Origin of the sequence: Paraburkholderia sp. RL17-373-BIF-A (assembly GCF_046030175.1) — a bacterium.
Taxonomy (GTDB): Bacteria; Pseudomonadota; Gammaproteobacteria; order Burkholderiales; family Burkholderiaceae; genus Paraburkholderia.
In genome coordinates this window covers 164,344-190,884 of sequence record NZ_JARESO010000009.1, presented here as the reverse complement: position 1 = coordinate 190,884, position 26,541 = coordinate 164,344, and the positions used below count along the sequence as shown (strand labels likewise).

The following is a 26,541-nucleotide window of genomic DNA, read 5'->3' as shown; positions in this document are numbered from 1 at the left end:
GATGCGTCGTTGCAGGAGCATGACCGCTCGCCAGATGAGCCACGGCGCGCAGCGCGGTTTCACGATGATCGAAGTACTGGTGGCGCTGGCGATCATCGCGGTGGCGTTGGCCGCTTCGTTGCGTGCGGTGGGCAGTCTCGCGAGCGGCGAGGCCGATCTGCACCGCCGTTTGCTGGCGTCCTGGAGCGCGGACAATACGTTGGCGCAATTGCATCTGGCGCATGCCTGGCCGAACGTGGGTTCCACGAGTTTCGATTGTTCGCAAGGCAACTTGCAGTTGATCTGTACGGAGCATGTGACGGCCACGCCGAATCCGGTGTTTCGTCGAGTGGAAGTGATGGTGACGATGCCGGGCGGGTCCGCCAATCTGGCTCAGATGGTGACGGTGGTCGCGAATGAAAACAACCGTTCGCTCTGAGCGCCGCCGCCCATTGGGCGCGAGGGGCGCGCGTGGTTTCACGCTGATCGAATTGCTGGTGGCGATTGCGATTCTGGCGGTGATTGCCGTGCTGTCGTGGCGCGGGCTCGACCAGATCATTCGCGGCCGGCAGACCATCACGAACGCGATGGAGGACGAGCGCGTCTTTGCGCAGTTGTTCGATCAGATGAGGATCGATGCTCGGCAGGCGGCGTCGGATGATGAGGCTGGGCAGGCGGCTGTGTCAGTGTCGGGCAGCGTGTTGCAGATCGTGCGGCAGATGAATTTGCCGGGAGCGGCGCCGCGGTTGCAGGTGGTGCGGTATCGGGTGTCCGATGGGCGTGTGATTCGATATGCGTCGCCGCCGTTGGGGAATATGGGCGAGTTGCGACGGGCGCTGCGCGGCAGCGAAGGCGAGGGATGGAGTGGCGTGCCGTTGATGGGCGGTGTGGGTTCTATTTCTGCTCAGGTCTACGTGCCGAAGGTGGGGTGGACGACGCAGATGGGTGATGTGCAGAGCGCCATTACGGAGGCGGACAATAATCTTAAGGTGCCCCAGCTTGGGAGTGCGCCGCTGCCGCGGTCTGTGACGGGGCTTCAGGTGAGTGTCGGGGCTAAGTCTTTGGCGCGGCCTGTTACTCGCGTTTTTCTCGTCGGAGAGTGAAATGAAGTTCTCTTTTTTGTCTTTCCGACGAGTTGGGGTGTGTTCCTTTGGCGTTGGCCTTTGCTTGAATTCATGGTGGTCTATTGGCGTTGCCCCTGTGCGGGGCGGCACTTACTTTGTTTGCCGCCGCAAAGAAAGTAAGCAAAGAAAGCGGCTTCAAACCGCTAACGTACAAGCGGTCTCCTCGCACAGCCACGGTAGTGGCACGATCAACGAACGATCCCCCGCACAACACACGCCAGTGACCAGGCAGTCATCCGTTCCGGCGGCGCTGCGCGCGCCGAGCGGCAAGCAACAAAACCCCCCGTCCTTGCCGACGTCCGACTGCAGCTCACCATATCTTCGGTCCGCATCCGTTTCCGTTTCCGCATCGGCGCCTCGCCGAGGCGAAGCCGATGGCTCCCACCACGCCCAAACGAAGCCACCGGTCTTAAGCCATACCCTTCCGGCGAGCACGGAGTGCGAGGCGGGGGGTATGACGGCTTTGTCACTGGGGTTGAATGTGCGAGGTGACGGATTCCAGATGGTCCACTACCGTGGCTGTGCGGGGGACCCGCTTAGCATTAGCGGTGTGAAGCGGCTTTCTTTGCCTACTTTCCTTGCCGCGGCAAAGAAAGTAGGTGCCGCCCCGCACAGGGGCAACGCCAATAGACCACGACGAATTCAAGGAAAGGCCAACAAAAAGAGCCAAAACACCCAAAACGGCGTAGCAATCATCAGCGCCCTGCTGGTAGTAGCGCTATCAGCGATTCTGGTCTCGGGCATGCTCTGGCGCCAGCAAGTCCAAATCCGAAGGATAGAAAACCAGCGCCTGCTCTCCCAGGCCCAATGGGTATCACGCGGCGCCTTGGACTGGACGCGCCTGATTCTCCGCTCAGAAGGCGACACCTCCGCGGGCATCACCTACTTAGGTGGTTTATGGGGCGTCCCCATCGCCAAAACCCGCCTCTCGGATTTCCTAGGCCAGATCGGCGAAGTAAGAGCGCAACAAGGCGCAGAAACGTATCTATCGGGTTCAATCGAAGACGCCCAGGCAAAATTCAACCTGAGAAATCTGGTCGAGAGCCCGGCCCCAGGCGTCATGCAACTAGACATGGACCAAATCGGCGCCTACCAGCGCCTACTGGTATCGCTCGGCGCTAACAGCCAACTGGCAAAAACCACAGCACTCCAGGTCCGCGCGAGCCTCGCGCAATCGGCAACCCGTTTTCAGACGGTCACGTCCACGAACGGCACAACCGCGACCCCGCCGCCGATCCAGGGCGGCGCAACCGGCGGCAGCTTCACCGACAAACCCGGCATCGAAGACAGCGACGACAGCTCCGCGAACGCGCCGATCCAGATGACCAGCGTCGACTCGCTGCTCGATATCCCCGGCTACACGCCGGAGATGGTCGCGCGCTTGCGCCCCTTCGTCACCGTGCTGCCGACGGTATCGGCAGTCAACGTGAACACGGCTTCGGCCGAAGTGATCGCGGCGGTCATCCCGGGCATGAGCGTGTCGACGGCGCAAGCGTTCGTCGCGCGCCGGCAGACGGTATTTTTCCGTAACGTTGGCGACATCCAGCTAGCGTTGCAAGGCGCCGGCGTGCAGTCGACCTCGATCGATCCGAGCGAACTCGACGTCAACTCGAATTACTTCCTGATCCACGGCCGCGTGCAGCACGAACGCGCCGAGGTGGACCGCACGACCCTCGTCTATCGCGACGCATTGACTCACACTACGCGTATCGTGCGAGTAGAAGACCAACTATGAATAACGTCTTTCCCAGAGAGAGTGGCCTTTGAGCACGCTGATCGTTCTACTGCCGCCGCGTGATCCGGCGGTGCCATCGCAGGAATGGCAACTGCCGGAGCTGCCGTTTGTGCTGCTCGACAAATCGGGCCGCGCCCAGCGCGCCGGCCGGTCGGCGCTCGCGCTGCTGCCGCGCGCCTCCACCACGGTGCTGATGGTCGCCGCGCGCGACCTGCTGATGATGCCCGCCACACTGCCGCCGTTGCGCGGCCCGAGGCTGCGTCAGGCATTGCCCAATATCGTCGAGGATCAACTGATCCAGGACCCGCAGACCTGTCACATCGCCGTCGATCCGAAACCGCTCGCGGGCGGGCGGCAGCTGCTGGCGATCATCGACCGCGGCTGGTTCCGGTTTATCTGCGAATCGTTCTCCAATGCCGGCCACCGCAGCTTGCGCGCGGTGCCGGTCACGCGCTGCCTGCCACAGGCGGCCGCGCTCGATGCCGATGTGCTTGCCGAAGTCGCGGAAACGGTGAACGCCGGTGAGCCGGCCCTGGCGGGCGCCGCCGGTGTGGCGACGCCGCTGGTGGATGTCGCGCCGGCGGTGGCGCCCGGCGCTGCGGTCGCCGTGCCGATGGTGGCCGCCGTGCTCGGCGCGGTGGTGCAGACCGCGCCCGCCATGCTGCTCGAAGGCGTCGTGGACAGCGCGGGCGACAGAAGCGTGCCGCGCGTCGAACTGGCCATCGCACGCGGCGTGCAAGGTGAAGGCTTGGCAGTGCCGGCCAACGCCGTGAACACGACGCTCAGCGCGCTCGCCGGGGCGGCGAAGGTCTCGCTGCATATGCTCACCGAAGTGCCCGGCAACGAGCCGAGTCTCGCCCCGAATAGTCCGGCGCGGTTGGCTGCGCACATCCACGGCGCCAGTCCGCTGCCGTTCGAGCAACTCGCGCGGCGTGCGCTCGAGTGCCGCTTCGACCTGTGCCAGTTCGAGTTCGCTTCGCAGCCGTGGCGGCTCGACCGCGCGACGCTGCGGCGTCTGCGTCTGCCGGTTTTGCTCGCGGTCGGCGCGCTGCTGATTGCGATCATCGGCGCGAACGTGCAGTGGCTGATGCTCGCGCGCCAACGCGATGCGATCAACATGCAGATGACCGAACTGCTGCTCAATACGTTCCCCAAAACGACGGTCGTGCTCGATGCGCCCGATCAGATGGCGCGCCAGTTGCAGCAGTTGCGTGTCGCCGCGGGCGAACTGTCGCCGGACGATTTCCTGCCGCTCGCCGACGGCCTCGCGCGCTCGCTGGCGCCGGTGCCGGTCAACGGCATCGCCGCGCTCGACTATCACGACCGGCGGCTCGACGTGAACTTCAAGCCGGAGGTCAAGCTCGATCCCGATTTCGCGAAGCGCCTCGCCCGCAACGGCCTGAGCGGCGCGATCGATAGCAATACCGGCAAATGGACCATCAGGAACGGACAATGAAAGCTGAAATCGCTCAAACATGGGCCGGATTCTGGGAGCAGCGCACCGAGCGCGAAAAAGCCATCCTGACGTGGGGCGGCGGGATTCTCGCCGTGGTGATCGCGTGGTCGGTGCTGTGGGCGCCGGCGCAGGAAGGCCGCTCGCATCTGCGTGAAACGCTGCCCGCCATGCAGCGGCAGTTGGCGCAGATGACCGCGCAAGCGAACGAAGCGCGCCAATTGTCGGCGGCGGCTCAAGGCGTCGCGCCGACTGGCGCCGCGCTGAAGGACGCCCTCACCGCTTCACTCAGCGATCACGGCCTCGCGGCGACGCAGGTTCAGGTGATCGGCAACGCGGTCCAGATCCAGTTGAAGAACGCGTCGTTCCCGGCGTGGACGAACTGGGTCGACGACGTGCGCAAGCAGTTCAAGGTGCAAGTCTCGGAGGCGCACGCCACGGCGCTCAAGGAAGACGGCCAGGTGGACCTGACGGCGTCGTTGCAGCCGTCCACCGCGAAATGAAAATAACCGCGACCGTGCCGTCACAGGATCCCGCATGAATTACTGGATGCGGCGCTCGCGCGTCGCCCTGCCCTGGCTGGTGATCGCGGTGCTGTCCGCCGCGATCGTGATGCTGGCGATGCTGCCGGCCGCCTGGATCACGCCGCAGTTCGCCAAACAGACGAGTGGCCACGTCAATCTGGTCAATCCGGCCGGCTCGCTGTGGCACGGTTCGGCCACGCTGATGCTGGCCGCCGGCTCGGACATGAGCGCGGCAACGCTGCTGCCTGGCCGGATCGAATGGCACACGGCGTTCTGGCCGCTGTTTACCGGCCGCGTGCGCATGATCATGCGGCACAGCGAAGCGATGCCGGAGCCGATCACCGTCGATGCCACGCCGCGCACGGCGACCGTCACGCCGGGCGCGATTGCCGTGCCGGCTTCGCTGCTGAGCGGCCTTGGCGCGCCTTTTAACACGCTCGATCTGCAAGGCAACGTGCAACTGTCCTGGTCGGACTGGCGCAGCTTCAATCGCGAAGCGTTCGGGCAATTGACCGTCACGCTGACCGACGTCAGTTCGCGGGTGTCGATGGTCAAGCCGCTCGGCTCATATCGCGTGCTGTTTCAGGCGCAGGGCGAGTCGTCCACGCTCGATCTGACCACCACCAAGGGCCCGTTGATGCTGACCGGCAATGGTACGGTGTCGGCTGGGTCAACGTCGTTTCAGGGGACGGCCAGCGCCGCGCCTGAGGCGCGCGATAACCTCGCGGGATTGCTGAACCTGTTGGGGCGGCCGAGCGGGCCGGACACGGTGACGTTGACATTCGTGCACTGAGGCGCGCAATAACCTCGCGAGGCTGCTGAACCTGTTGGGTGGCCGAGCGTCGACGCCATAAAAAAAGAGGCATGGCCGTGGAATGCGGCATGCCTCTTTTGCTTTGCCTCGACGGCCAGCGCTTCTACTCGGTGTGCATCCGCGACGGCGATGTCGTTCCGTTTTGCGCGACAGGGGCCGCCGATGACGCCGGCAGCGGCGCCGCCACATCGCCTGTTTCGCGATTCATCTGCGACACGTCCCAGCCGCCGCCCAGCGCCTTCACCAGACCCACCGACGACACCATCCGCTGTCCGGCGATGATCTCCAGCTTCTGCTGGGCCGTGAAAGCGGTGGTCTGAGCCGTCAGCACGTTGACGTAGCCGACCGTGCCCGCCTTGTACTCGTTCGTGACGATGGCGAGCGCCTGAAGCGCCGAATCCACGGCTTGCTGCTGGACGACGATTTCCTGTGCAAGGATGCGCTGCGACGCGAGGTTGTCCTCGACGTCTTGGAACGCGGCCAGTACCGTTTGACGGTAGGTCGCGACATTGCCGTCGTAGGCAGCGCGCGCGGCGTCGGTCTGGGCCTGGCGCAGACCGGCGTCGAACAGCGTCGCGGCGAGTTGCGGGCCGAGCGTCCAGAAGCGCGACGGCGCGGTCAGCAATTGCGAGAACACCGAGTTTTCAAAGCCACCGGAAGCCGACAGCGTCAGCGACGGGAAGAATGCGGCGATGGCGACGCCGATCTGTTCGTTGGCCGCTGCTGCCTTGCGCTCCGCCGAAGCGATGTCCGGACGCCGTTCGAGCAATGCGGACGGCATCTGCGCCGGCACGGCGGGCGGCGTGGCGGTGAGCGGTATCGGCGGAATCGAGAAGGTCGAGGCCGGTTCGCCGACCAGAACGGCGATCGCGTGCTCGTCCTGAGCGCGCTGCACGCCGTTGTCGATCGCGGCAGCCTGCGCCGATTGCAATTGCGTTTGCGCCTGAATCACGTCGGAGCGTGCGGCAACGCCGGCTGCGTACTGGTTCTGCGTGAGTTGCAGCGAGCGCTGGTAGGCCGCGACGGTGTCGTCGAGCAGCTTCTGGGTCGAATCGAGCGAGCGCAGCGCGAAGTAGGTCTGGGCGAGTGTGGCCTGAGCCGACAGGCGTGCGTTGGCGAGGTCCGCCGCAGCGCTTTGCTGGCCGGCCTTCTGCGCGTTGACCGAGCGGCTGACCGAACCCCACAGATCCGGCTCCCAGCTTGCGTCGAGCTGCACGTTGAAACTGTTGCCGACGCCGGATCGGCTCGTCGCGGTGGTCGAGTTGCCGCCGGACGATGTCCCGTTGCCGGAGCGCGTTGCACCCGCCGACGCACCGATGGTCGGGAAATACGCCGCCCGCGCCTCGCCGACCAGCGCGCGCGCTTGCCGGTAGGCGGCGGCGAATTGAGCGACGGTCTGGTTCGCGGTGTTCAGCCGCTCTTCGAGCGCGTTGAGTTGCAGATCTTCGTAAATGGTCCACCAGTCGCCGCGATCCTGCTGATCGGCCGGTTGAGCGACTTTCCAGCCGGGCGCGGCTTCCTTGTACGACGCCGGAATTTCGGCGGCGGGCCGGTTGTAGTCGGGGCCGACTGCGCAGGCCGCCAGCAGACTGGCGAGGGCTGCGGCTACAGCAATAGTCAGGGCGCGAGGCGCAAGTGTCCGCGCGCGCGAGATTCGATCAGACTGCATGCAATGAATTCCTTCTGGACGCCGCGGCGCGGCCGATGGCGACACCGCCGGCCGGGCGAGATCTTGGTCTGCCGGAATGTTAGCGTATGAGCCCGCTGGGCGCGGGAAACTGAAAGGGTAATGCGAGGAAGGAGGCAGGTGTGTTACTGAGGGTGTCGCGAAGGTTACGCGCTGTTACCGGCCAGGCCGTTACACCCGTGATTCCGTCGACTTGGCCTGGCGGGCCAGCTTACCGGCGGCGGCCCGGCACGGCGCATCGCCACGCGCCTGGCAGGCGCCGGCGGGGCCTACGTGCTTTTCCGCGCCGGCAGGAACAACAGCCGCGTTCACCGTAGGCACCGACGCGGCGACCAATTCCACTTTCGCGGTCTTGACGCCCTTTTGTCCCCGCCGATGCTCGAACCATGCCAGCACCGCCACGCCGACCGATCCGCCAGGCAATACGAACAGCACGGCGAACAGCGCGAGTTTCCACCAGCGGTGCGGCCCTTGAAAGGTGCTGAGTGCAGAATCGGTCAGGGAGCGGCTCAGGCCGCCAAGCGTGTTTTTGAGGTACAGCATCGGGGAAATCCTTTTCGCACGGCGCGCTCGCGGCGTGCAGACAATCGGTCAGAACATGGTCTCGGGTGGCGCGGGTCGCGCGTAACTCGTTGCCTATAATAATATTGACTATGCAATTAAATTTCAAGATACTTCCTCCCGCGCGCTTCGGACGTGTTGTTTTTCTGCCGTTCGCACTACGCGAAATCATGTTTGACTTGTCAGCTTAGGCAGCTAAAATCCGTTCTGCCTGAGACGTTTCCGGATACACGATGACTGACGGCCCCTACAAGGCGGACGAGATTCACCTTGAATCGAGTCTTGGCTACTACCTGACGAAAGCTCGAAATGTGCTGGTCGAGCGGACGGACCGTGCGGTCAAACCATTGGGACTGACCACGCAGCAGATCGGCGTGATCCTGATGTTGTCGTCGCGGCGCGCGAGCACGCCGTTCGAGTTGTCGCGCGCCATGTCGTATGACAGCGGATCGATGACACGACTGCTCGATCGCCTTGAAAAGAAAGGCTTTATCGTGCGCTCGCGCAGCGAGACGGATCGCCGGATGGTGAAACTCGAGTTGACGCCGCAAGGTCACGACGCCGCGCGGCAACTACCTGGTCTGGGCGCGACGGTGCTGAACGAGCAGTTGCGCGGGTTTTCGGCCGCCGACCATGCCACGTTGATCGACCTGCTCGGCCGTTTCATCGCGAACGGCATCGACGCGGGAGCAAGCGCGGGATGCGGATTGGGGCCGCAACAGGAATCGCTGGATGAATCACCCGAAGCGTCGCCGCGGGAACACGGCGAGGACTAACCAAGACGCTCTTTTCAAGAGCGGCACTGTTTGAAGATATCTGTCTGGGCAGAGAGTGATCCGGCATGTAAACACGCCATTTGGACCGGGCGATAAAGCTGTCGCGACAAGCTTTCCAGGTTGAGGAGAAGAAATATGGACGCCACGGCTTCCGCCGCTGCCCTACCCGCCGCCGAACCCGCACCGCTCAAAGGCGGAGCCTTGGCCCTGCTCACGGTCGGGCTCGCACTCGGCACGTTCATGGAGGTGCTCGACACGTCGATTGCGAACGTCGCGGTGCCGACCATTTCCGGCAGCCTCGGTGTGGCGACCAGCCAGGGCACGTGGGTGATCTCGTCGTATTCAGTCGCCTCCGCGATCGCGGTGCCGCTGACAGGCTGGCTCGCGCGGCGGGTCGGCGAAGTGAAGCTGTTTACGCTGTCCGTGCTGCTCTTCACGATCGCCTCGGCGCTGTGCGGCTTCGCCCACAACTTCGAGTCGTTGATCGCGTTCCGGCTGGTGCAGGGGCTCGTTTCCGGGCCGATGGTCCCGCTCTCGCAGACTATTCTGATGCGCTCGTATCCGCCGGAAAAGCGCGGACTCGCGCTGGGCCTCTGGGCGATGACGGTGATTTGCGCGCCGATCTTCGGGCCCGTGATGGGCGGCTACATTACCGACAACTACACGTGGCCGTGGATCTTCTACATCAACGTGCCGATCGGACTGTTCTCGGCGGTGTGCGCGTTCCTGCTGCTGCGCGGCCGTGAGACGAAGACCACGAAACAGCGCATCGACGCGGTCGGCCTCACGCTGCTCGTGATCGGCGTGTCGTGCCTGCAGATGGTGCTCGACCTCGGCAAGGATCGCGACTGGTTCAATTCGACGTTTATCGTCACGCTGGCGGTGATCGCGGTGGTGTCGCTCGCCTTCATGCTGGTGTGGGAGATGACCGAGAAAGAGCCGGTGGTCGATCTCTCGCTGTTCAAGGATCGCAACTTCGCGCTTGGCGTGGTGATCGTCTCGTTCGGCTTCATGGCTTTCTTCGGCTCGGTGGTGATCTTCCCGCTGTGGCTGCAAACCGTGATGGGTTACACCGCAGGGCTGGCTGGTCTGGCGACCGCGCCGGTCGGTCTGCTAGCGCTGTTCTTGTCGCCGTTGATCGGCAAAAACATGCACCGGCTGAACCTGCGCGTGGTGGCGAGTTTTGCGTTCATCGTGTTCGCGTTCGTCTCGTTCTGGAACTCCACCTTCACGCTCGACGTGCCGTTCAATCACGTGATCTGGCCACGGCTCGTGCAAGGTATCGGCGTCGCCTGCTTCTTCGTGCCGATGACCACCATTACGCTCTCCAGCGTGCCGGATGAGCGGCTGGCGAGTGCATCCGGCCTGTCCAATTTTTTCCGGACCTTGTCAGGCGCGATCGGCACAGCGGTCAGTACGACGTACTGGGAGAACGACACGATCTACCATCACGCGATGCTGACCGACTCGGTCAACGTTTACGCCGCGAACACGAATGCTTATACCAATGCGCTGGCCGGTATCGGCCTCTCCGGCGACGGCATCACCGCGCAGTTGAATCAGGTAGTGACCACGCAGGCTTACATGATGGCCACCAACGATTTCTTCCGCATTTCCTGCGCGGCGTTTCTCGTGCTCGCGGTGCTGGTCTGGATCACCAAGCCACGCAAGGGCGTTGGCCCTTCAATGGGGCATTGAAGTTCGACGATGCCTTTCAGCGGACGCGCGCAGACACGGTATTTTCCTTCGACTCTTCGCGCGCGTCTTCAGCCGTTATTGCGTGACGGCTTCGCCATTCGTCGCCGGGATCGATTGACCCTGCATGGCATCTGGATGCGGGGTCGTGGGCGCGGCTTGCGGGGGTTTCGCGCCGCTTTGCGGCGTGCCGGGCGCAGTGCCTCGCACGTATTGTTTGAAGTCGGCGCCGGCTTCCCATGGGTTCGGCTTGCAGCCCATCGAGCCGTCGCAATGCGCGGCAAAACCGATCGTTGCCGTGCCGTCCGGATTCGCGGCGCGCGTGATCTGATACGCCAACGCGCGCTTGCCGCCATCCGGGCCGACTGTCTGGATCAACGTGTCGGTCGAGGCATCGATCTTATACGTCGAATGGCCCGCCACCCACGCTTGCGCCCGTTGCCACCAGACATCGCATTGCGACTTGTTCGAACACGTCAACGGCGTGGTCGCGATCTGCATGACGTCCGGATCGACCTGCCCTTGCGTCGAACATCCAGCCGCCGCTACGCACAGCATGGCCAACAGATTTTTTTTCATCACGTTGAATCCTCCCTCTGTGGTGCGCGTCATGTAAGTTTGGACCGTGGCGTCGGTACGGTGTTTCATCTGGATCAGAGAATCGTCAGAACGCGCGCAGAATTTGCCGATAGCGATCGCGAGTCGGTCGCACATTGCGTAGACGTTACCGGCGCGAAATAAAAAAAGCGGCCATGCTGGCCGCTCTTTCATCACCTTGCCCGCAAGCGTTATTCAGACGCTAAACCGGTTCAACGTGTACGCCCGATACGCCGCGACGAACGCGTCGAACGAACCGACTTCTTCCTGTTCGAGTTTGGCCTGCTCGGCGAGCGATTGCGTGGCGAGATCGGTGAATGCCTTGGTCTGCTCCGCATCCAGCGGACGCGTGCGGAAGTACGCGGCGTGCGCTTCGCTTTGCTCGAGGCCGAAGGCGAGGAAACTCTGCTGTTTTTCGCGCATGGTCTGCAGCACGCGCGCCGACGGCGTCAGCGATGCATCCGCCAGCTTCGTGCGTTGAACCGCGACGGCGCGTGCATGCGCGTCGCCGCCATGCAATGCGTCGAGCGTAGCCGCAGCCGCGTCGATCTTGACGAGCAGTTCGTTCGCCCATTCCGTCATCGCAACCGGACGGCCGTCGCGTGTCAGTTCGAGGCCCGGCTTGCGTCCTTCCATCGTGACGCGGCCGAAATTCTGGTTGGCTTCGGCGTAAGCGTCAGGCGGCAACGGCGCGCTGTCGTCGAGCGCGCAGACCAGCAGGTAGGCGTCGAGAAAGCGCGACGTCTCGAGCGAAATACCAGTCGGCTCGAACGGATCGATGTCCATGCAACGCACTTCCACGTATTGCACGCCGCGCGCGGCCAGCGCGTGCAGCGGACGCTCGCCCGGATACGTGACGCGCTTCGGACGGATCGTCGAATAGAACTCGTTTTCGATCTGCAGCACGTTCGTGTTGATCTGCACCCACTCGCCGTCGCGCTGCGTGCCGATTGCCTCGTACGCGGGATACGGCTGGCTCACGGCCTTCGCAAGCGCGTCGAGGTAGCCCGGCAGCGTGTCGTAGTCGGCGTGCAGCGCGGCTTGCGCGGTGGTGTTCGAATAGCCGAGGTCGCTCATGCGCAGACTGGTCGCGTACGGACGATAGAGCGTGTCGGCGTCGAACGTGTCGAGCGTGTGTTTGCGATCGCGGAGGAAACGACGATCCAGCGCCGGCGATGCGCCGAACAGATACATCAGCAGCCAGTTCGTGCGGCGGAAATTGCGGATCAGCGCGAGATAGCGATCGGACTGGAAGTCGACGGCATTCGCGGTGGATTGCTGGTCCGCATGAAGCAACCGCCACACTTCTTCGTTCAGCGAATAGTTGTAGTGGATGCCCGCGATGCACTGCATCGTACGGCCGTACCGAAGCGCGAGGCCGATGCGGTACACGTACTTCAGCTTGCCGATGTTCGAGCTGCCGTAGTTCGCGATCGGAATGCCGTCGTCCGTGTCGGGCAGCAGGCCCGGCATGGAGTTGTTCCACAGGATCTCGTCGCCGAGTTCCGCGTAGACAAAACGGTGGAGCGTGTCGAGCTTCTCGAGCGTGAGCGCGACGTCTTGCTCAGCTGGCGTGATCAGTTCGAGTAGTGCTTCGGAATAATCCGTGGTGAGCGATGGATGCGTAAGCGCCGAACCGAGTGCGCGCGGATGCGGCGTCAAGGCGAGCTTGCCCTCGTGCGTCACGCGCAGGCTTTCCTTTTCGATGCCGCGCAGGCCGCGTATCAGCGCGTCGCGCTGCGGGCCTGAGGTCAGCACGGACAGGCGGTGCGAGAACGCGTCGGTCGTGCGGGAAGGTGTCGTGTTTGGCATTGATGCGAGTCGGGCGTTGTCGGCCGCCATGTGCCGCAGCACTGCGGTTGACAACGTTCGGCGGAATTTTCAGTAGCGGGCACTTTAACATCTCGCCAGAACGGCTGCTTGAGGCCGCCTCGGCGGCTCATCGGAGCACTCCGGGCCGCCTCTTTCCTGGGCCAATCCGCCTGCCTTTTGCGCCAATTCGTCGGCCGCGCGCCACATCATTCTGCCCGTCACGCGGCTCGCGCGCGAAACGCTTTTCTTCCCAGGAGGCGCCTGCCTTCAGCCTCCACGCGCGGCGCCGACGCGGTCCGCTACTTCATTCCACAGGTGCATCGCGGCGTACGCGCGCCACGGCCGCCATGTGTCGGTGCGGGTGCGTTGCTGCGCGGGCCGCACGAGCGACGGATCGCGCGCGCAGATCGACTGCATCAGCACGAGATCCCATGCGGGCCACGCGTCGGCGTCGCGCCACGCGCGCATGGCGACATACTCGACGGTCCACGGACCGATGCCGGGCAGCGCGAGCAGCGCGGCGCGCAGGCTGTCGGCGTCGGCCGTGTTGCTGTCGAGCGGCACGTCGCCGCTAGCGACCGCGCGCGCGAAGCCCTGCAACGCCGCTACACGTTTACCCGGCATGCCGATTTGCGCGAGATCCACGGCGGCCAACGCGGCGGGCGTCGGAAAGCGCCAAGCGGTGTTCTCATGCGGATGCCCCTCGATGCGCTCCCCGGCGCGCTGCACGAGTCTGCCGATGATAGTGGTCGCCGCCTTCACGCTGACCTGCTGCCCGACGATCGCGCGGACCACCAACTCGAAGCCCGACCACGCGCCCGGCACACGCAAGCCGGGCACGGCTTCGACCAGCGGCGCGAGCCACGGGTCCGTGGCGAGTTCGGCGCCGATCTTCTTTGGATCGGCGTGCAGATCGAACATCTTGGCAATCGGCGCGGCGAGCGCGTCGGCGTGAATGCTCACGGGCCCTTCGATGCTGGCGACGAGGCAGCGCTTGCGCGGATGCAGACGCACGCTCAGCGTGCCGCTGTCGCCGGCCCAATCGATCGCGCGACGGTACGCGCCGTCTTCCACCGCTTCGACGCCGGGCGTCGCGCGTCCGCCGAAGAAACGCAGCAGGCGCGGCCAGTCGAAGGGTGGTTTGAACGGCAATTCAAGGGTAGCAACTTCGTCAAGCGTACTCACGCGGCGTGGTCCAGTTTGGTGGTGGTTTCGGTGTCGTTGCCGACGTCTGCATGGGCGCGCTGGTTGCGTTCGCCTTTGACGCGCGAAAAGTCGCCGGCGTGTTGCGCCTCGTTGTCCAGCAGCGCGGCTTTGCGCGGCAAACCCCAACGATAGCCTGCCAGCGCTCCGCCCTTGGCCACCACTCGATGACAGGGAATCGCCAGCGCGACCGGGTTGGTCGCGCACGCGCTGGCCACTGCGCGTACGGCGCGCGGTGAGCCGACTGTTTCGGCGATCTCCGAATAGCTGCGCGTCTCGCCGTACGGGATGCGCCGTAACGCTTCCCACACACGCTGCCGGAATGCCGTCGCGGCGATATCCAGCGGTAGATCGAAGTCCTGACGGGTGCCGCGCAGATAGGCGTCGATCTGCGCGATAAACGGCGCCAGGTGTTCGGTATCTTCCAACAGGTCGGCGTTGGCGAATTCGCCGCGCAGGTCGTCGGCGAGCATGGCTTTGTCGTCGCCGAAACCGATCTTGCAGATGCCCTTCTCCGTCGCCGCGACCAGCACGTAGCCGAGCGGCGTCGGCGCGCTGGCATAGCGCACGGTGAGTCCGGCGCCCTTGCGGCGATACGCGGACGGCGCCATGCCGAGTTCGGCCGAGGCGCTGTCGTACATGCGCGACGGCGAGCCGAAGCCGGCGTCGAGCGTAGCACGGGTGACGTCCGAGCCGCTCTGGAGCGCGTCGCGCAACGCGGCGCCCCGTTGCGCGGCCTGATATTGGCGCGGCGACACACCCACCACCCGCTTGAACAGCCGTTGCAGATGGAACGGGCTGACGTGCACGGCGTCACTCAATTGCGCGAGCGTGAGGCGCTCTTGCGGGTCGGCGTCCAGCGCGGCACACGCACGATTGACGATTTCCAGCTCGCGCGGCAGGCCGCCGGGCTGGCAGCGCTTGCAATCGCGAAAGCCCGCGGCGCGCGCGGCGGCGGCATCGGTGAAAAAAGCGACGTTCTCGCGGCGCGGCAGGCGCGAGGCGCACGACGGGCGGCAGAACACGCCGGTCGTCTTGACGCCGTAGAAGAACGCGCCGTCGGCTTGCGATTCGCGATGCGTGACGGCTTCCCAGCGCGCATCGTCGGAAGTCCAGTTGGTGGCGCCGGAGGCGGTATCGGTAGGTTTGCGGTTCATGATGGTCCCGAAGAGACGGTGTCGATGCTCACCAATGTAGGCCGCATGCCGACACACTACGCCCCGGTTCTTGCTCTGTCATTGCGCTTCTTCGTAGGCTCGAAGCCCCGCCAGGCATCCGTTTTGAGGAAAACTGCGACAATTTGGCACGATATCGGGTTTTCCCTTAAAAAGTTATTGCGTCGCACCAGGTGCATGTGTATATTAGTACTTGTCTCCTCCATGTCTCCTCCTGATATGGATTCAGCCCGCTCCACATAGAGCGGGCTTTTTTTCGTCCATACATGTCTGATCCGTCCCTCAAGACCGGTTTCACGACGCCGCACTCGCAGCGCCGCCCTTTCTTCTACACTGGCATTTCACCCGTTCTGCAAGCGAGCCAAGGGGCATTCCACATGAAAATCCATATTCGCGAGATCGATCACGTTGTCATTCGGGCGACCAACGTCGAGGCCATGGCGCGTTTCTACTGCGACGTGCTCGGCTGCAGCATCGAGAAAGAGCAGCGCGATCTGGGCCTGACACAGTTGCGCGCGGGGCGCTCGTTGATCGACCTGTTGCAGGTCGGCGGCCGGCTCGACCATGCCGAAAACGGCGCGCCGGGCACGGGGCGGAATATGGATCACGTGTGTTTGCGCATCGATCCGTTCGACGCTGAAGCGCTCAGGGCGCATCTGGCCGAACACGGCGCGCGGCTGGGTGAACTCGGTCTGCGCTACGGCGCGGACGGCTACGGACAGTCGCTGTATCTGTTCGACCCAGAAGGCAACATGGTCGAACTCAAGGGGCCACCGGAAGCGGCTCGCGTGACGTCGCTCTAAGCGTTTGAAGCGGCAGGCGTCAGGCGTTGGCGGGCGCCTTCAACACCGTCCATTCGATTTTCACCGCATCGGCTTCGGCGCTACCGAGCCATGCTTCGCCGTCCTGTACGGTGCATTGCAGCCGCATGGTCCGTTCGGCCAGCGAGCCGAGGGCGGTGGCGACGTCTTCGCCGAGCGTCCACACCGTCACGTTGCGCATGCGTTCCACCTTGTTGCGCACGCCCTGCCACCAGATATCCGACGTGCGGCCGCCGTAGGCGATCACGATCACCTCGTTCGAGCGACCGCTCGCCTTGGCGATGCGCCGTTCATCCGGCTGGCCGACTTCGATCCACGTTTCGATCGCGCCGGTCAGATCCTTTTGCCAGAGGTCCGGTTCGTCCACGTCCGACAAACCTTTGCAGAATTCAAGGCGTTCCTGCGCGAACAGCGCGAACGCGGCGACGCGGACCATCATCCGTTCGTCGGTTTCCGAGGGATGGCGGGCGATCGTCAGCGAATGGTCGGCGTAGTAGTGCCGGTCCATGTTGGCGATCTGCAGTTCCGCCTTGTAAATCGTCGATTTGAGAGCCATGCCGTTGCTAAACCAAGCGCTCGCTCCACCGGAGCGAACTGAAAAAGAATCGTCGACGGCGCGTTGCCGTTTTCCGTGTTTGTTGTACATCTTCTGTTCCTCCCGCGCCGCCAGCCGGCTGTCATGACCACGGGAGAAGCATTTATCGCGCCACTGGCGGTTCGGAAGCGGTGCCGTAGACCTCGCCAGCGGCTTCCCGCAAGGCTTCGAGCACGACCGAGGCCGCCGGCGAAAGCAGGTGCGACTGGCGCGTGATGATACCGAATGTATCCATCCTGCACGGCAAATCGATCGGTAATCGCTTCAGAACGCCATACTGTTGGTATTGACGCGCCACTTCGTCGGGTAAAACCGCCAACATGTCGCTTTGGAGCAGCAAGCTCGAAATCGCCAGAAAATTGTTGGTATTGACCACGTTTTGCGGCGGATTCAGCCCGATTTGCGAAAACATCAGATCGAAGCGATGGCGCAAAACGCTGCCCGGCGGATGCAAAACCCAGCTGGCGTTGACGATTGCACGCAATGTCAAACCCGTCTCATTTTCGAGATGATGGCCGGGACGCGCCACCACGCACAGCGGTTCGTCGGCGAGCGGTTCGTAGCGGACTTCGGTCTTGAACTGGTTTTGCCGCTCCAACACGCGGCCGATCATGATGTCCAACTCGCCTTCCGCCAGCCGCGGCAGCATCACGTCGGAGGTTTCGACCTCTGCCCAGATTTGCAGTTGCGGATAGCGTTCTTTCACGCTGGCGATCGCGCGCGGCACCATGGTCGCCGCGGCCGCCGCGATCACGCCGATCCGCACCTGCCCCGCCAGGCCGGCGCGCAACGCCGAAATCTCGTCGTGTGCATGACTCAGATTCGACAGCACCATGCGCGCATGACGGATCATGACCTCGCCATACAACGTGGCGTGCATGCCGTGCGGCGTGCGGTCGAACAGGCTCACTTCCAGCATTTCCTCGAGCTCTTTGAGCAGACGCGACGCGGCGGGCTGGGTCATGCCGAGCACGTCAGCGGCCCGCCGGACGTTGCCCTCCTCTTCCATCGCTGCGAGCAGCAGCAACTGCCGCGTCTTGAGCCGCGCCCGCACGAACCAGTTCGAGTAGCTACGCGTCATGGCTTGTCTCCCACCTGTTTTCTGTCGAACAGAGTGGGCGCTTTAGCGCCTTACTCTGGTCCCACGCAAAGATGCTTGCTGATAAGACGGCTCGAAGCCACGAACCGCGCACTCTGCCAAGGCAAGGCCTCATCATGCCATATCGAAATTGATATCGGGATAGCCTAAAAAGGGATTGGAAAGTTATTGGGGCGGCTCATACCATTCGTGGACTTTCTGAGCTTCCCCACGTGGCGCCTTTCCGTCGATGAACCGCGATCCGCTCGTCCCACTCGTTGCAAGTCCGTTCCGCCACTACATCAATGGCGGATGGGAGACGGGCGCGACCACGGGCGTCTCGCTCAATCCGTCGGACCTGGACGACCCGGTCGGCGAATATGTGCGAGCCGACGTGCGGCAGACGGACATGGCCATCGAAGCGGCGCACGCGGCCTTCCGCGAATGGTCGCTGGGTTCGGCGCAGCGTCGCGCGGATGCACTCGACGCCATCGGCAGCGAGATACTCGCGCGCCGTGACGAACTCGGCCGGCTGCTGGCGCGTGAAGTCGGCAACACGTTGCCCGAGGCCTTAACTGAAGCGACGCGTGCTGGGCAGATATTCAAGCTTTGCGCGGCCGAAGCCTTGCAGGCCTTCGCCGAACCCGTCGCGTCGGCGCGCGCCGGCGTCGAGATCGACGTGACGCGCGAACCGCTCGGCGTGGTCGGCATCATCGCGCCGTGGAGCGCGCCGCTGGCGATTGCCGCGGCGAAGATCGGCGCCGCGCTCGCTCACGGCAACTGCGTCGTGTTCAAGCCGGCCGAATCGGTGCCGGCTTGCGCGGCGGCGCTGGCCTCGATCATCAGCCGCGCCGGTTTGCCCGCGGGCGTGTTCAATCTCGTGATGGGCAGCGGCCGGCAAGTCGGCGCGCGGATCGTCGCGCATCCGCTGACGGCGGCGATCAGCTTCACCGGCTCGGCGGAAACCGGCACACGCGTGCTGCAAGCCGCTGCCGCCCGCCAGGCGCGAGTGCAGCTAGAGATGGGCGGCAAGAATCCGTTCGTGGTTTTGGCCGACGCCGATCTCGACGGCGCCGTCGAGGCCGCCTTGATCGGCGCCTATGGCTCGACGGGCCAACGCAGCACCGCGGCTGCGCGGCTGATCGTCGAACGCGCGGTGTTCGAACCGTTCGTGGACGCATTGCAGGCGAAGCTCGTCAAACTTTCTATCGATCACGCCTTGAAGCACGGCACGGACCTGGGTCCCGTGGCCAACGCCGCGCAGTTGGAGCGCAATCTCGACTACGTGCGCATCGGTCAACAGGAAGGCGCGCAATTGCTGCACGGCGGCCGGCAACTGGAGCGCGCGACGCACGGCTACTTTTTCGAACCGGCGCTCTTCATCGGCGAATCCGAACATCGTGTCGCGCGGGAGGAAATCTTCGGCCCGCTCGCCGTCGTGCTGCGCGCAGACGACTACGACCACGCGCTGCATCTCGCGAACGACACCGCATACGGTCTGTGCGCCGGCATCTGCACGCGCTCGCTCAATCGCGCGCGGCATTTTCGCCGTCATGTGCACAGCGGTCTCGTCACGATCAATCTGCCGACCACTGCCGTCGAGCATCACGCGCCCGGCGGCGGCCGTAAGGCGTCGGCCTACGGCGCCACGGATGCCGCCTTCTGGACCGCCGTGAAAACGGCGTACGTGGCGGGCTGATGGTGATGAGATCGCTTCACTTCACCGCGCACCTTAACGCTCATCCGCGTCCCGGCTGACGCCGCCGTGCATCACCCGCTGCAATTAAACGAAATCAATGCAGCCTTTCAACTTCAGGAGACAGATATGACCAGCAAGCTTCGCCGTTTGACGCTATCCGCGATGGCGGCCGCCGCCCTCGCCGCGCCCTTTGCCGCGCAACTCTCCGCGCACGCGGACGCGCCGCTCAAAGTCGGCTTCCTCGTGAAGATGCCGGAACAGGCATGGTTCATCAACGAACAGAAAGCCGCGAGCGCGCTCGGCCAGAAGGACGGCTTTGCGGTGGTGAACATCGGTACGCCGGACGGTGAAAAAGTGCTGGCCGCGATCGACAACCTCGGCGCACAAGGTGCCAAAGGCTTCGTGATCTGCGCGCCGGACGTGCGTCTCGGACCGGCGATCCAGGCGCGGGCGAAGCGCTACAACATGAAGTTCGTCACCGTTGACGATCAACTGGTCGACTCCACCGGCAAGCCGCTGCCGAACGTGCCGCATCTGGGCATGTCCGCGTTCAAGATTGGCAATCAGGTCGGCGCCGCGATCGCTGAAGAGATGAAACGCCGCGGCTGGAAGCCGGAAGAAGTCGGCGCGCTGCGCATTACGAACTACGAATTGCCGACCGCGAAACTGCGCACCGATGGCGCGACGCAATCGCTCATTGCCGGCGGCTTCAAGAAGGAAAACATCTTCGACGCCCCGCAAAAGACGACGGATGACGAAGGAGGCTTCAACGCGTCGTCGCCGGTACTCGCGCAGCATCCGAACGTCAAGAAATGGGTGATCTTCGCGCTCAACGAGGAAAGCGTGCTGGGCGGCGTGCGCGCGACCGAGCAATTGCATATTCCGGCCGCGGACGTGATCGGTGTCGGCATCAACGGCGCGGGCGAAGCGTTCGCCGAATTCCAGAAGAAAGAACCGACGGGCTTCTACGGCACGATCGCCGTGAGCTCGACGATGCACGGCAAGGAAAGCACGGAGAACCTCGTCGAGTGGATCAAGGACGGCAAGCAGCCGCCCGCCGATACGCAGACCACCGGCAAGCTGATGGTGCGCGGCAACTGGCAGGACGTGCGTAAAGAACTCGGTATTTAAGCGATTCGAGTTTGCACGTTGCGGGCCGTCTCTCGCTCACGCGGGAGCGGTCCGCACAGGTTGTTCACCAGCTTGAGGTTTTTCGATGACGTCTTCACACACCGAGCCCCACACCGCCGAAGCGGCGCCCTCGCCTGCGCTCGCGTCCACCGAGCCGTATCTGCGGCTCGACGGCATCACCGTGCGCTTTCCCGGCGTGCTCGCGCTCAATCAGGTCTCGCTCGAAGTGCGGCGCGGTGAAGTGCACGGCTTGATGGGCGAAAACGGCGCCGGCAAATCGACGCTGCTCAAGGTGTTGTCCGGCGTGAATCAACCCGCGGCGGGCACCTTGTCGCTCGATGGCGTCGAACAGCAGTTCACCACGACGAAGGCAGCGATCGCCGCCGGCGTGGCGATCATCTATCAGGAATTGCATCTGGTGCCGGAACTGACGGTCGCGGAAAACCTGATGCTCGGCGCCCTGCCGAATCGTTTCGGCATACTGGACGAAAAAGCGCTGGTAGCGCGCGCCGTGCGCGAGCTGGAACGGCTCGGCGAAAAGATCGATCCGTCGCAGCAAGTGAAGAATCTTTCGATCGGCCAGCGGCAAATGATCGAAATCGGCAAGGCGCTGATGCGCGATGCGCGCGTGATCGCGTTTGACGAACCGACCAGCTCACTGTCGTCGCGTGAGACGACGCAACTGTTCCGGATCATTCGCGCGTTGAAGGCCGAGGGTCGCGCGATCATCTACGTCACGCATCGAATGGATGAAGTCTACGAGCTGTGCGATCGCGTGACCGTGTTTCGCGACGGCCGCCGCATCGATACGTTCGAAGCAGGTGAAGGACTCGATCGCGATCGCTTGATCAGTTGCATGGTGGGCCGTTCGATCGCCGACGTGTACGGCTATCGCTCGCGCGATCTCGGCGACGTGCAACTCGACGTCAAGGAATTGATGGGGCGCGGTCTGCGCGAACCGGCTTCATTCGCGGCGCGCAAAGGCGAAATCGTCGGCTTCTTTGGACTCGTCGGCGCGGGTCGCTCCGAGTTGATGAAGCTCATCTACGGCGCGGTAAAACCGGTTGCCGGCGAGATCACCCTCAAAGGCAAGCGCGTGCACTTTGCCACACCGCGCGACGCCGTGCGCGCGGGCGTGGCGCTGTGTCCCGAAGATCGCAAGCAGGAAGGCATCGTCTCGATCGCCTCCGTATCGGACAACCTCAACATCAGTTGCCGCCGCCATTTCAGCCGCTTCAACGTGCTCAACGGCCGCAAGGAAGCGCAGACCGCCAAAGAGTTCATCGGCAAGCTCGCGATCAAGACGCGCAACGGCGAAACGCCGATCGGCACACTCTCCGGCGGCAATCAGCAGAAGGTGATTCTGTCGCGCTGGCTTGCCGAAGACATCGACGTGTTCCTGATGGACGAACCCACGCGCGGCATCGACGTCGGCGCGCGCAGCGAGATTTATGGGCTGCTGTATGGGCTCGCCGAAGCGGGCCGCACGGTGATCGTCGTGTCGAGCGATCTGGCCGAAGTGATCGGCGTGGCGGATCGCGTGATCGTGATGAAGGAAGGCCGCATCGTCGGCGATCTGCCCAAGGCGCAGGCCACGCCGGATGCGCTGATCAAGCTCGCCCTGCCCCGCTGACGCCGCCGCACATCCTCGACACCACGAAGGCAATTGAATCGAATCGCGCCATTGAAACGGAATACAAACCATGCATACACCCTCAACCGATTCCTCGACCCCAGCCGTCGCCTCAGCGGGCCTGAGCGCGCGTGCCGCGCGTACCTGGGACCTGATCAACAAGTCCGGCATCGTGATGGTGTTCGTGATTCTGTTCGCGGTTTTGTCGTTCACCGTGCCGGATTTTTTAAGCTCGCGAAACATCCAGGGCTTGCTGCTCTCCGTCACGCTGATCGGTTCGATCTCGGTGACGATGATGTTCGTTCTCGCGCTCGGCGAAGTGGATTTGTCGGTGGCGTCGATCGTCGCGTTCGCGGGTGTGGTGGCGTCCACGCTGATCACTGCGACGCATAGCGTGATGCTCGGCGTCGCGGCTGGCGTGCTCGCGGGTGGCGCGGTCGGACTCGTCAACGGCGTGCTGGTCGCGCGCTACAAGATCAACTCGCTGATCGTCACGCTTGCCATGATGGAAGTCGTGCGCGGCCTCGCCTACATCACCTCGAACGGCGATGCCGTGATGATCTCCGAAGAGCGTTTCTTCGACCTCGGCGGCGGCGCGTTCCTCGGCATTTCGTATCCGATCTGGAGCAACATCGTCGGCTTCGTGCTGTTCGGATTTTTGCTGAAGAGAACGGTGTTCGGCAAGAACGTGCTGGCCGTCGGCGGCAATAGCGAGGCGGCGTTGCTGGCCGGCTTGCCGGTGACGCGCATCAAGATCACAGTGTTCGTATTGCAGGGCCTCGTCACTGGGTTTGCCGGCGTGATGCTTGCGTCGCGTATGAGCCTGGGTGATCCGAAGACCTCTGTCGGCCTCGAACTCGGTGTGATTTCAGCGTGCGTGCTCGGCGGCGTCTCGCTCACGGGCGGCGTCGCGACGATTTCGGGCGTGCTGGTCGGCGTGCTGATCATGGGCTCGGTGCAGGACGCCATGAGCCTGCTGAACGTGCCGACCTTCTACCAATACCTCATTCGCGGCGGGATCCTGCTGCTGGCGGTGCTGTTCGATCAGTTCCGCCGCAGCAAACGCGTGCACTGACGCGCGCCCCCCGCCCCATGTTTGCCAACAGGAGATTTCATGGCTGATTCGAATCAGACTAAAAAGCCGCTGCGCAGCCAGGCGTGGTTCGGCCTCAAGGACCGCGACGGTTTTCTGCATCGCTCGTGGATGAAAAACCAGGGTATTCCGCACGATGAGTTCGACGGACGTCCGGTGATCGGCATCTGCAATACGTGGTCAGAATTGACGCCGTGCAACGCGCACTTTCGCGAACTCGCGGAGTACGTGAAAAAAGGCGTGCATGAAGCGGGCGGCTTGCCGCTCGAGTTTCCGGTGATGTCGTTGGGCGAGACCAATCTGCGGCCTACGGCGATGCTGTTTCGCAACCTTGCCTCCATGGACGTCGAAGAGTCGATTCGCGGCAATCCGATGGACGGCGTGATTCTGCTTGTGGGTTGCGACAAGACCACGCCCGCGCTGCTGATGGGCGCGGCGTCGTGCAATCTGCCGGCGCTGGCCGTTTCCGGTGGACCGATGCTCAATGGCCGGTTTCGCGGCAAGAACATCGGCTCCGGCACGGGTGTCTGGCAGATGTCCGAGGAAGTGCGCGCCGGCACGATGACGCAGGAAGAATTCACCGAAGCCGAGTCGTGCATGAACCGCTCGCGCGGTCACTGCATGACGATGGGCACGGCGTCGACGATGGCGTCGATGGTCGAATCGCTCGGCATGGGCTTGCCGCATAACGCGGCGATTCCCGCGGTCGATGCGCGCCGCCAGGTGCTCGCGCATCTCGCGGGCCGGCGCATCGTCGACATGGTTCGCGAGGATCTGACGATGGACAAGATCCTGACGCGCCAGGCATTCGAAAACGCGATCCGCACGAATGCGGCGATCGGTGGGTCGACCAATGCGGTCGTTCATCTGATCGCGCTGGCCAAGCGGATTGGCGTGGAGTTGTCGCTAGAAGATTGGGAACTGGGTTCGAATGTGCCGTGTCTGGTGAACCTGCAACCGTCGGGCGAATATCTGATGGAGGACTTTTACTACGCGGGTGGTTTGCCGGCGGTGTTGAAGCAACTCGGCGAGCAAGGCCTGCTGCATCGTGAAGCGCTGACCGTGAACGGCAAGACGATCTGGGACAACGTGCGCAGCGCACCGAATCACGACGAGAAAGTCATCACGACGTTCGCCGAACCGTTCAAGCCGAAGGCCGGCATCGCGGTGCTCAAGGGCAACCTGGCGCCGAATGGCGCAGTGATCAAGCCGTCGGCGGCCACCGCGGCGTTGCTCAAGCATCGCGGTCGAGCGGTAGTGTTCGAGAACATCGAGGAACTGCACGCGAAGATCGACGACGAGTCGCTCGACATCGACGAGCATTGCATCATGGTGCTCAAAGGCGCGGGGCCGAAGGGTTATCCCGGTTTTGCGGAAGTCGGCAATATGCCGCTGCCGAAAAAAGTGCTGCAAAAGGGCATTACGGACATGGTGCGCATTTCCGACGGCCGCATGAGCGGCACGGCGTACGGCGCGGTCGTGTTGCACGTGTCGCCGGAAGCGGCAGCGGGCGGGCCGCTCGCGTTCGTGCAGACCGGCGACATGATCGAACTCGATGTCGAAGCACGCCGCCTGCATCTCGACGTCACCGACGAAGAACTCGCGCGCCGGCGCGCCGCATGGCAGGCGCCCGAAGCGCCCAAACGCGGCTACTACAAGCTCTACGTCGAACATGTGCTGCAGGCGGATCAGGGCGCTGATCTCGACTTCCTCGTCGGATCGAGCGGCGCTCCGGTACCGCGCGATTCGCATTGATCGGCTCGTAGTGAGCTAACTGTTGTTCCCTGCGCTTTGCGAGAAGGCGTACTGCCGATGCGGATTCAGACAATCCGCATCGGCTTTTTTCTGTCTGTTTCAAAGCGACGCTAACGTGCGCAAATAAAAACGGCCAAGCATTTTCATGCCCAGCCGATTTTTTAACTCACAGGTTCACCGCCTCCGACTTATTAAGTCGGAGGACGGACGCACAGGCGCGCAAAATCACATTCCGGCGTTTTCGCCGGAATGTCAGGTTTCAGCTTATTGCTTGATGAATCGATCGTTTGCCCAGAGGCCTTGCGTATCGCTATTACCCGAATTCACGAATTCGACGTCGTGACCGACCACGCGGACGACGCGGAAACTCGAGTTTTCCGGTGTCGAAACGCATTGATATCCGGAGAAGAATTCCTGCATCTTTTGCTGTTCACCGGCTTGCGCATGCTGGTCGGCGGCGTCGAGTTTATCCTTCGACAGGCAACCATAGGCATTAGCCTTGAACTGGATGGTTTGCTGCGGCTTGATCATGACGTCTTGCGCCTGAACAGTGGCGGCAGCCAATCCCGCAATGGCGAAAACAAGGGCGACTCGCATTTTCATATTTTCCTCCGGTGCGGGTGGATACTCAGGTTAGCTATGTATTTAACTTTAAGATTGAACCCGCATCTTGCACTTTAGGAGAATGCGAGAGAACGACAAGCACATCTTGTGTGCGGTCGCAACAGCGGCGAATTGTCGCACCGTCCATCGCACCTGCTTAATCCTTGAGCCATGGGTTAATTAGTCATGATTGAAACGGATAACTAAAAGACGGGCAGGGCACGCCGCTTTAACTAGTAAAGGTTTGCGGCGCGTGTTCGCGTAAACGAGAGGCGACAATTAAGTGATTTGCTACATTTAATCGACGTACTTGGTGCATTGCACACAAAGTCATTCAACCGACTAAACCGAAATCACGAAATAACGGTGTGTTTGCAGAAGATAAATGGTGCCAGGTGTGAGGAGCGCTGCACACAGGGTCTGCCAAACGGCAGTCCTATGCGCATTCGCGGGGGTCAATCGACGCGTCGATTGGCCTCGAAGAACTCGGACTGGAACATGCACATACGCAAGGCGTTGTGATAGCTGCCATTGCCGAAAAATTCCTCAATCAGCTCGGCCTCATGCCTGAAGCCGCACTTTTCGTAGACGTGGATCGCCGCGGTATTCGACTTGTCGACGATCAGATAGACCTTGCGAAGGTTCAGCACTGAAAACGCATAGTCCGTCGCGAGCTGCGTGGCGAGGGTTGCGTAGCCGCGGCCTTGCGCATGCGGCGCGATGATGATCTGAAACTCGCCCCGTCGATGGATATAGTCCAGCTCGATCAGTTCGACCACGCCGACGGTCTGCCCCTCGTTGTCGATGGCCACGAAGCGCCGCTCGCGCAGGTCGTGCACGTGCTGGTCGTAAAGCTGGGTCAGTTCCGAGAAGGTTTCGTACGGCTCCTCGAACCAGTAACGCATGATTTTCGCGTTGTTGTTCACTTCATGGACGAAGCGCAGATCGGTGCGCTCGAGCGGGCGCAGGGTGAGTTCGCTGCTGCGTTCGGTCGTCAT

24 protein-coding genes are annotated in these 26,541 nt (G+C 63.1%); 14 read left to right on the top strand and 10 right to left on the bottom strand.

Annotated elements, in window-relative coordinates; genetic code table 11:
• Position 1: 1 nt before the first annotated feature.
• The 6 genes from gspI to P0D80_RS14010 all read left to right on the top strand — a co-directional run bounded on the left by gspI (position 2) and on the right by P0D80_RS14010 (position 5,608).
• Positions 2-418 carry a type II secretion system minor pseudopilin GspI gene (gene gspI / locus P0D80_RS14035; RefSeq protein ID WP_408284613.1) on the top strand — a complete coding sequence of 139 codons (417 nt, stop codon included), beginning with the start codon at positions 2-4 and terminating at the stop codon, positions 416-418.
• Positions 396-1,082: a PulJ/GspJ family protein gene (locus tag P0D80_RS14030; RefSeq protein ID WP_408176334.1), complete on the top strand. Its 687-nt coding sequence runs from the start codon at positions 396-398 to the stop codon at positions 1,080-1,082. The genes gspI and P0D80_RS14030 overlap by 23 nt, the downstream gene beginning before the upstream one ends.
• Positions 1,083-1,557: 475 nt before the next feature.
• Positions 1,558-2,838 (top strand): type II secretion system minor pseudopilin GspK, encoded by a 1,281-nt coding sequence (gspK, locus tag P0D80_RS14025; protein WP_408176333.1) that lies wholly within the window; start codon positions 1,558-1,560, stop codon positions 2,836-2,838.
• Positions 2,839-2,866: 28 nt separating this feature from the next.
• A complete protein-coding gene (gene gspL / locus P0D80_RS14020; RefSeq protein ID WP_408284611.1) occupies positions 2,867-4,294 on the top strand; it encodes a type II secretion system protein GspL in 1,428 nt (475 codons plus the stop codon).
• Positions 4,291-4,794 carry a type II secretion system protein M gene (locus P0D80_RS14015; RefSeq protein ID WP_132376492.1) on the top strand — a complete coding sequence of 168 codons (504 nt, stop codon included), beginning with the start codon at positions 4,291-4,293 and terminating at the stop codon, positions 4,792-4,794. Before gspL ends, P0D80_RS14015 begins: the two co-directional genes overlap by 4 nt.
• Before the next feature lie 34 nt (positions 4,795-4,828).
• On the top strand, positions 4,829-5,608 hold the full coding sequence (locus P0D80_RS14010) for a type II secretion system protein N (protein ID WP_132376491.1): 780 nt from the start codon (positions 4,829-4,831) through the stop codon (positions 5,606-5,608).
• Positions 5,609-5,732: 124 nt separating this feature from the next.
• On the opposite strand, the gene P0D80_RS14005 is transcribed toward P0D80_RS14010, so the two are convergent.
• Together P0D80_RS14005 and P0D80_RS14000 are read right to left on the bottom strand one after the other, a co-directional pair.
• The gene (locus tag P0D80_RS14005) at positions 5,733-7,298 is read right to left on the bottom strand and encodes an efflux transporter outer membrane subunit (protein ID WP_408284608.1); all 1,566 of its coding nucleotides are present in this window, start codon (positions 7,296-7,298) and stop codon (positions 5,733-5,735) included.
• Positions 7,299-7,487: 189 nt separating this feature from the next.
• Positions 7,488-7,859 (bottom strand): hypothetical protein, encoded by a 372-nt coding sequence (locus tag P0D80_RS14000; protein ID WP_408284606.1) that lies wholly within the window; start codon positions 7,857-7,859, stop codon positions 7,488-7,490.
• Positions 7,860-8,110: 251 nt separating this feature from the next.
• Here P0D80_RS14000 and P0D80_RS13995 point away from each other — a divergent pair, with 251 nt between their 5' ends.
• Complete coding sequence (locus P0D80_RS13995; protein WP_408176327.1) at positions 8,111-8,653, top strand: MarR family winged helix-turn-helix transcriptional regulator; 543 nt, start codon at positions 8,111-8,113, stop codon at positions 8,651-8,653.
• A gap of 135 nt (positions 8,654-8,788) precedes the next feature.
• Entirely contained in the window at positions 8,789-10,351 is a 1,563-nt protein-coding gene (locus P0D80_RS13990; RefSeq protein WP_132376487.1) for a DHA2 family efflux MFS transporter permease subunit, read from the top strand.
• 75 nt (positions 10,352-10,426) lie between these two features.
• Here P0D80_RS13990 and P0D80_RS13985 read toward each other — a convergent pair whose 3' ends face one another.
• From P0D80_RS13985 to ada, 4 genes are all read right to left on the bottom strand, one after another.
• Positions 10,427-10,927, bottom strand: a complete 501-nt coding sequence (locus tag P0D80_RS13985) for a hypothetical protein (RefSeq protein WP_408284603.1) — start codon at positions 10,925-10,927, stop codon at positions 10,427-10,429.
• 213 nt (positions 10,928-11,140) lie between these two features.
• Entirely contained in the window at positions 11,141-12,757 is a 1,617-nt protein-coding gene (gene gshA, locus P0D80_RS13980) for a glutamate--cysteine ligase (RefSeq protein ID WP_408284601.1), read from the bottom strand.
• A 267-nt stretch (positions 12,758-13,024) separates the two neighbouring features.
• Positions 13,025-13,942 carry a DNA-3-methyladenine glycosylase family protein gene (locus P0D80_RS13975; protein WP_408284599.1) on the bottom strand — a complete coding sequence of 306 codons (918 nt, stop codon included), beginning with the start codon at positions 13,940-13,942 and terminating at the stop codon, positions 13,025-13,027.
• Complete coding sequence (gene ada, locus P0D80_RS13970; RefSeq protein WP_408284597.1) at positions 13,939-15,117, bottom strand: bifunctional DNA-binding transcriptional regulator/O6-methylguanine-DNA methyltransferase Ada; 1,179 nt, start codon at positions 15,115-15,117, stop codon at positions 13,939-13,941. The genes P0D80_RS13975 and ada overlap by 4 nt, the downstream gene beginning before the upstream one ends.
• A gap of 395 nt (positions 15,118-15,512) precedes the next feature.
• On the opposite strand from ada, the gene P0D80_RS13965 reads away from it, so the two are divergent.
• Entirely contained in the window at positions 15,513-15,938 is a 426-nt protein-coding gene (locus P0D80_RS13965) for a VOC family protein (protein ID WP_408284595.1), read from the top strand.
• Between the two features lie 19 nt (positions 15,939-15,957).
• Here the strand turns inward: P0D80_RS13965 and P0D80_RS13960 are convergent, their stop codons facing one another.
• Both P0D80_RS13960 and P0D80_RS13955 read right to left on the bottom strand, forming a co-directional pair.
• Positions 15,958-16,512, bottom strand: coding sequence for a YaeQ family protein (locus P0D80_RS13960; RefSeq protein WP_132376481.1), 555 nt, complete (start codon positions 16,510-16,512; stop codon positions 15,958-15,960).
• A gap of 142 nt (positions 16,513-16,654) precedes the next feature.
• Positions 16,655-17,632 carry a LysR family transcriptional regulator gene (locus P0D80_RS13955; RefSeq protein ID WP_408284593.1) on the bottom strand — a complete coding sequence of 326 codons (978 nt, stop codon included), beginning with the start codon at positions 17,630-17,632 and terminating at the stop codon, positions 16,655-16,657.
• 247 nt (positions 17,633-17,879) lie between these two features.
• Here P0D80_RS13955 and P0D80_RS13950 point away from each other — a divergent pair, with 247 nt between their 5' ends.
• The 5 genes from P0D80_RS13950 (at position 17,880) to P0D80_RS13930 (ending at position 24,940) form a co-directional block, all read left to right on the top strand.
• Positions 17,880-19,328, top strand: coding sequence for an aldehyde dehydrogenase family protein (locus P0D80_RS13950; RefSeq protein WP_408284590.1), 1,449 nt, complete (start codon positions 17,880-17,882; stop codon positions 19,326-19,328).
• 126 nt (positions 19,329-19,454) lie between these two features.
• Positions 19,455-20,459, top strand: a complete 1,005-nt coding sequence (locus P0D80_RS13945) for an arabinose ABC transporter substrate-binding protein (RefSeq protein WP_408284587.1) — start codon at positions 19,455-19,457, stop codon at positions 20,457-20,459.
• Between the two features lie 85 nt (positions 20,460-20,544).
• Positions 20,545-22,092, top strand: coding sequence for an L-arabinose ABC transporter ATP-binding protein AraG (araG, locus tag P0D80_RS13940; RefSeq protein WP_408284584.1), 1,548 nt, complete (start codon positions 20,545-20,547; stop codon positions 22,090-22,092).
• A gap of 70 nt (positions 22,093-22,162) precedes the next feature.
• Positions 22,163-23,167 (top strand): L-arabinose ABC transporter permease AraH, encoded by a 1,005-nt coding sequence (gene araH / locus P0D80_RS13935; RefSeq protein ID WP_408284581.1) that lies wholly within the window; start codon positions 22,163-22,165, stop codon positions 23,165-23,167.
• Between the two features lie 39 nt (positions 23,168-23,206).
• The gene (locus P0D80_RS13930) at positions 23,207-24,940 is read left to right on the top strand and encodes an IlvD/Edd family dehydratase (RefSeq protein ID WP_408284579.1); all 1,734 of its coding nucleotides are present in this window, start codon (positions 23,207-23,209) and stop codon (positions 24,938-24,940) included.
• Positions 24,941-25,204: 264 nt separating this feature from the next.
• Here P0D80_RS13930 and sap1 read toward each other — a convergent pair whose 3' ends face one another.
• Both sap1 and speG read right to left on the bottom strand, forming a co-directional pair.
• Positions 25,205-25,543, bottom strand: a complete 339-nt coding sequence (gene sap1 / locus P0D80_RS13925; RefSeq protein ID WP_132376475.1) for a surface attachment protein Sap1 — start codon at positions 25,541-25,543, stop codon at positions 25,205-25,207.
• Between the two features lie 455 nt (positions 25,544-25,998).
• Complete coding sequence (gene speG / locus P0D80_RS13920; RefSeq protein WP_012434867.1) at positions 25,999-26,541, bottom strand: spermidine N1-acetyltransferase; 543 nt, start codon at positions 26,539-26,541, stop codon at positions 25,999-26,001.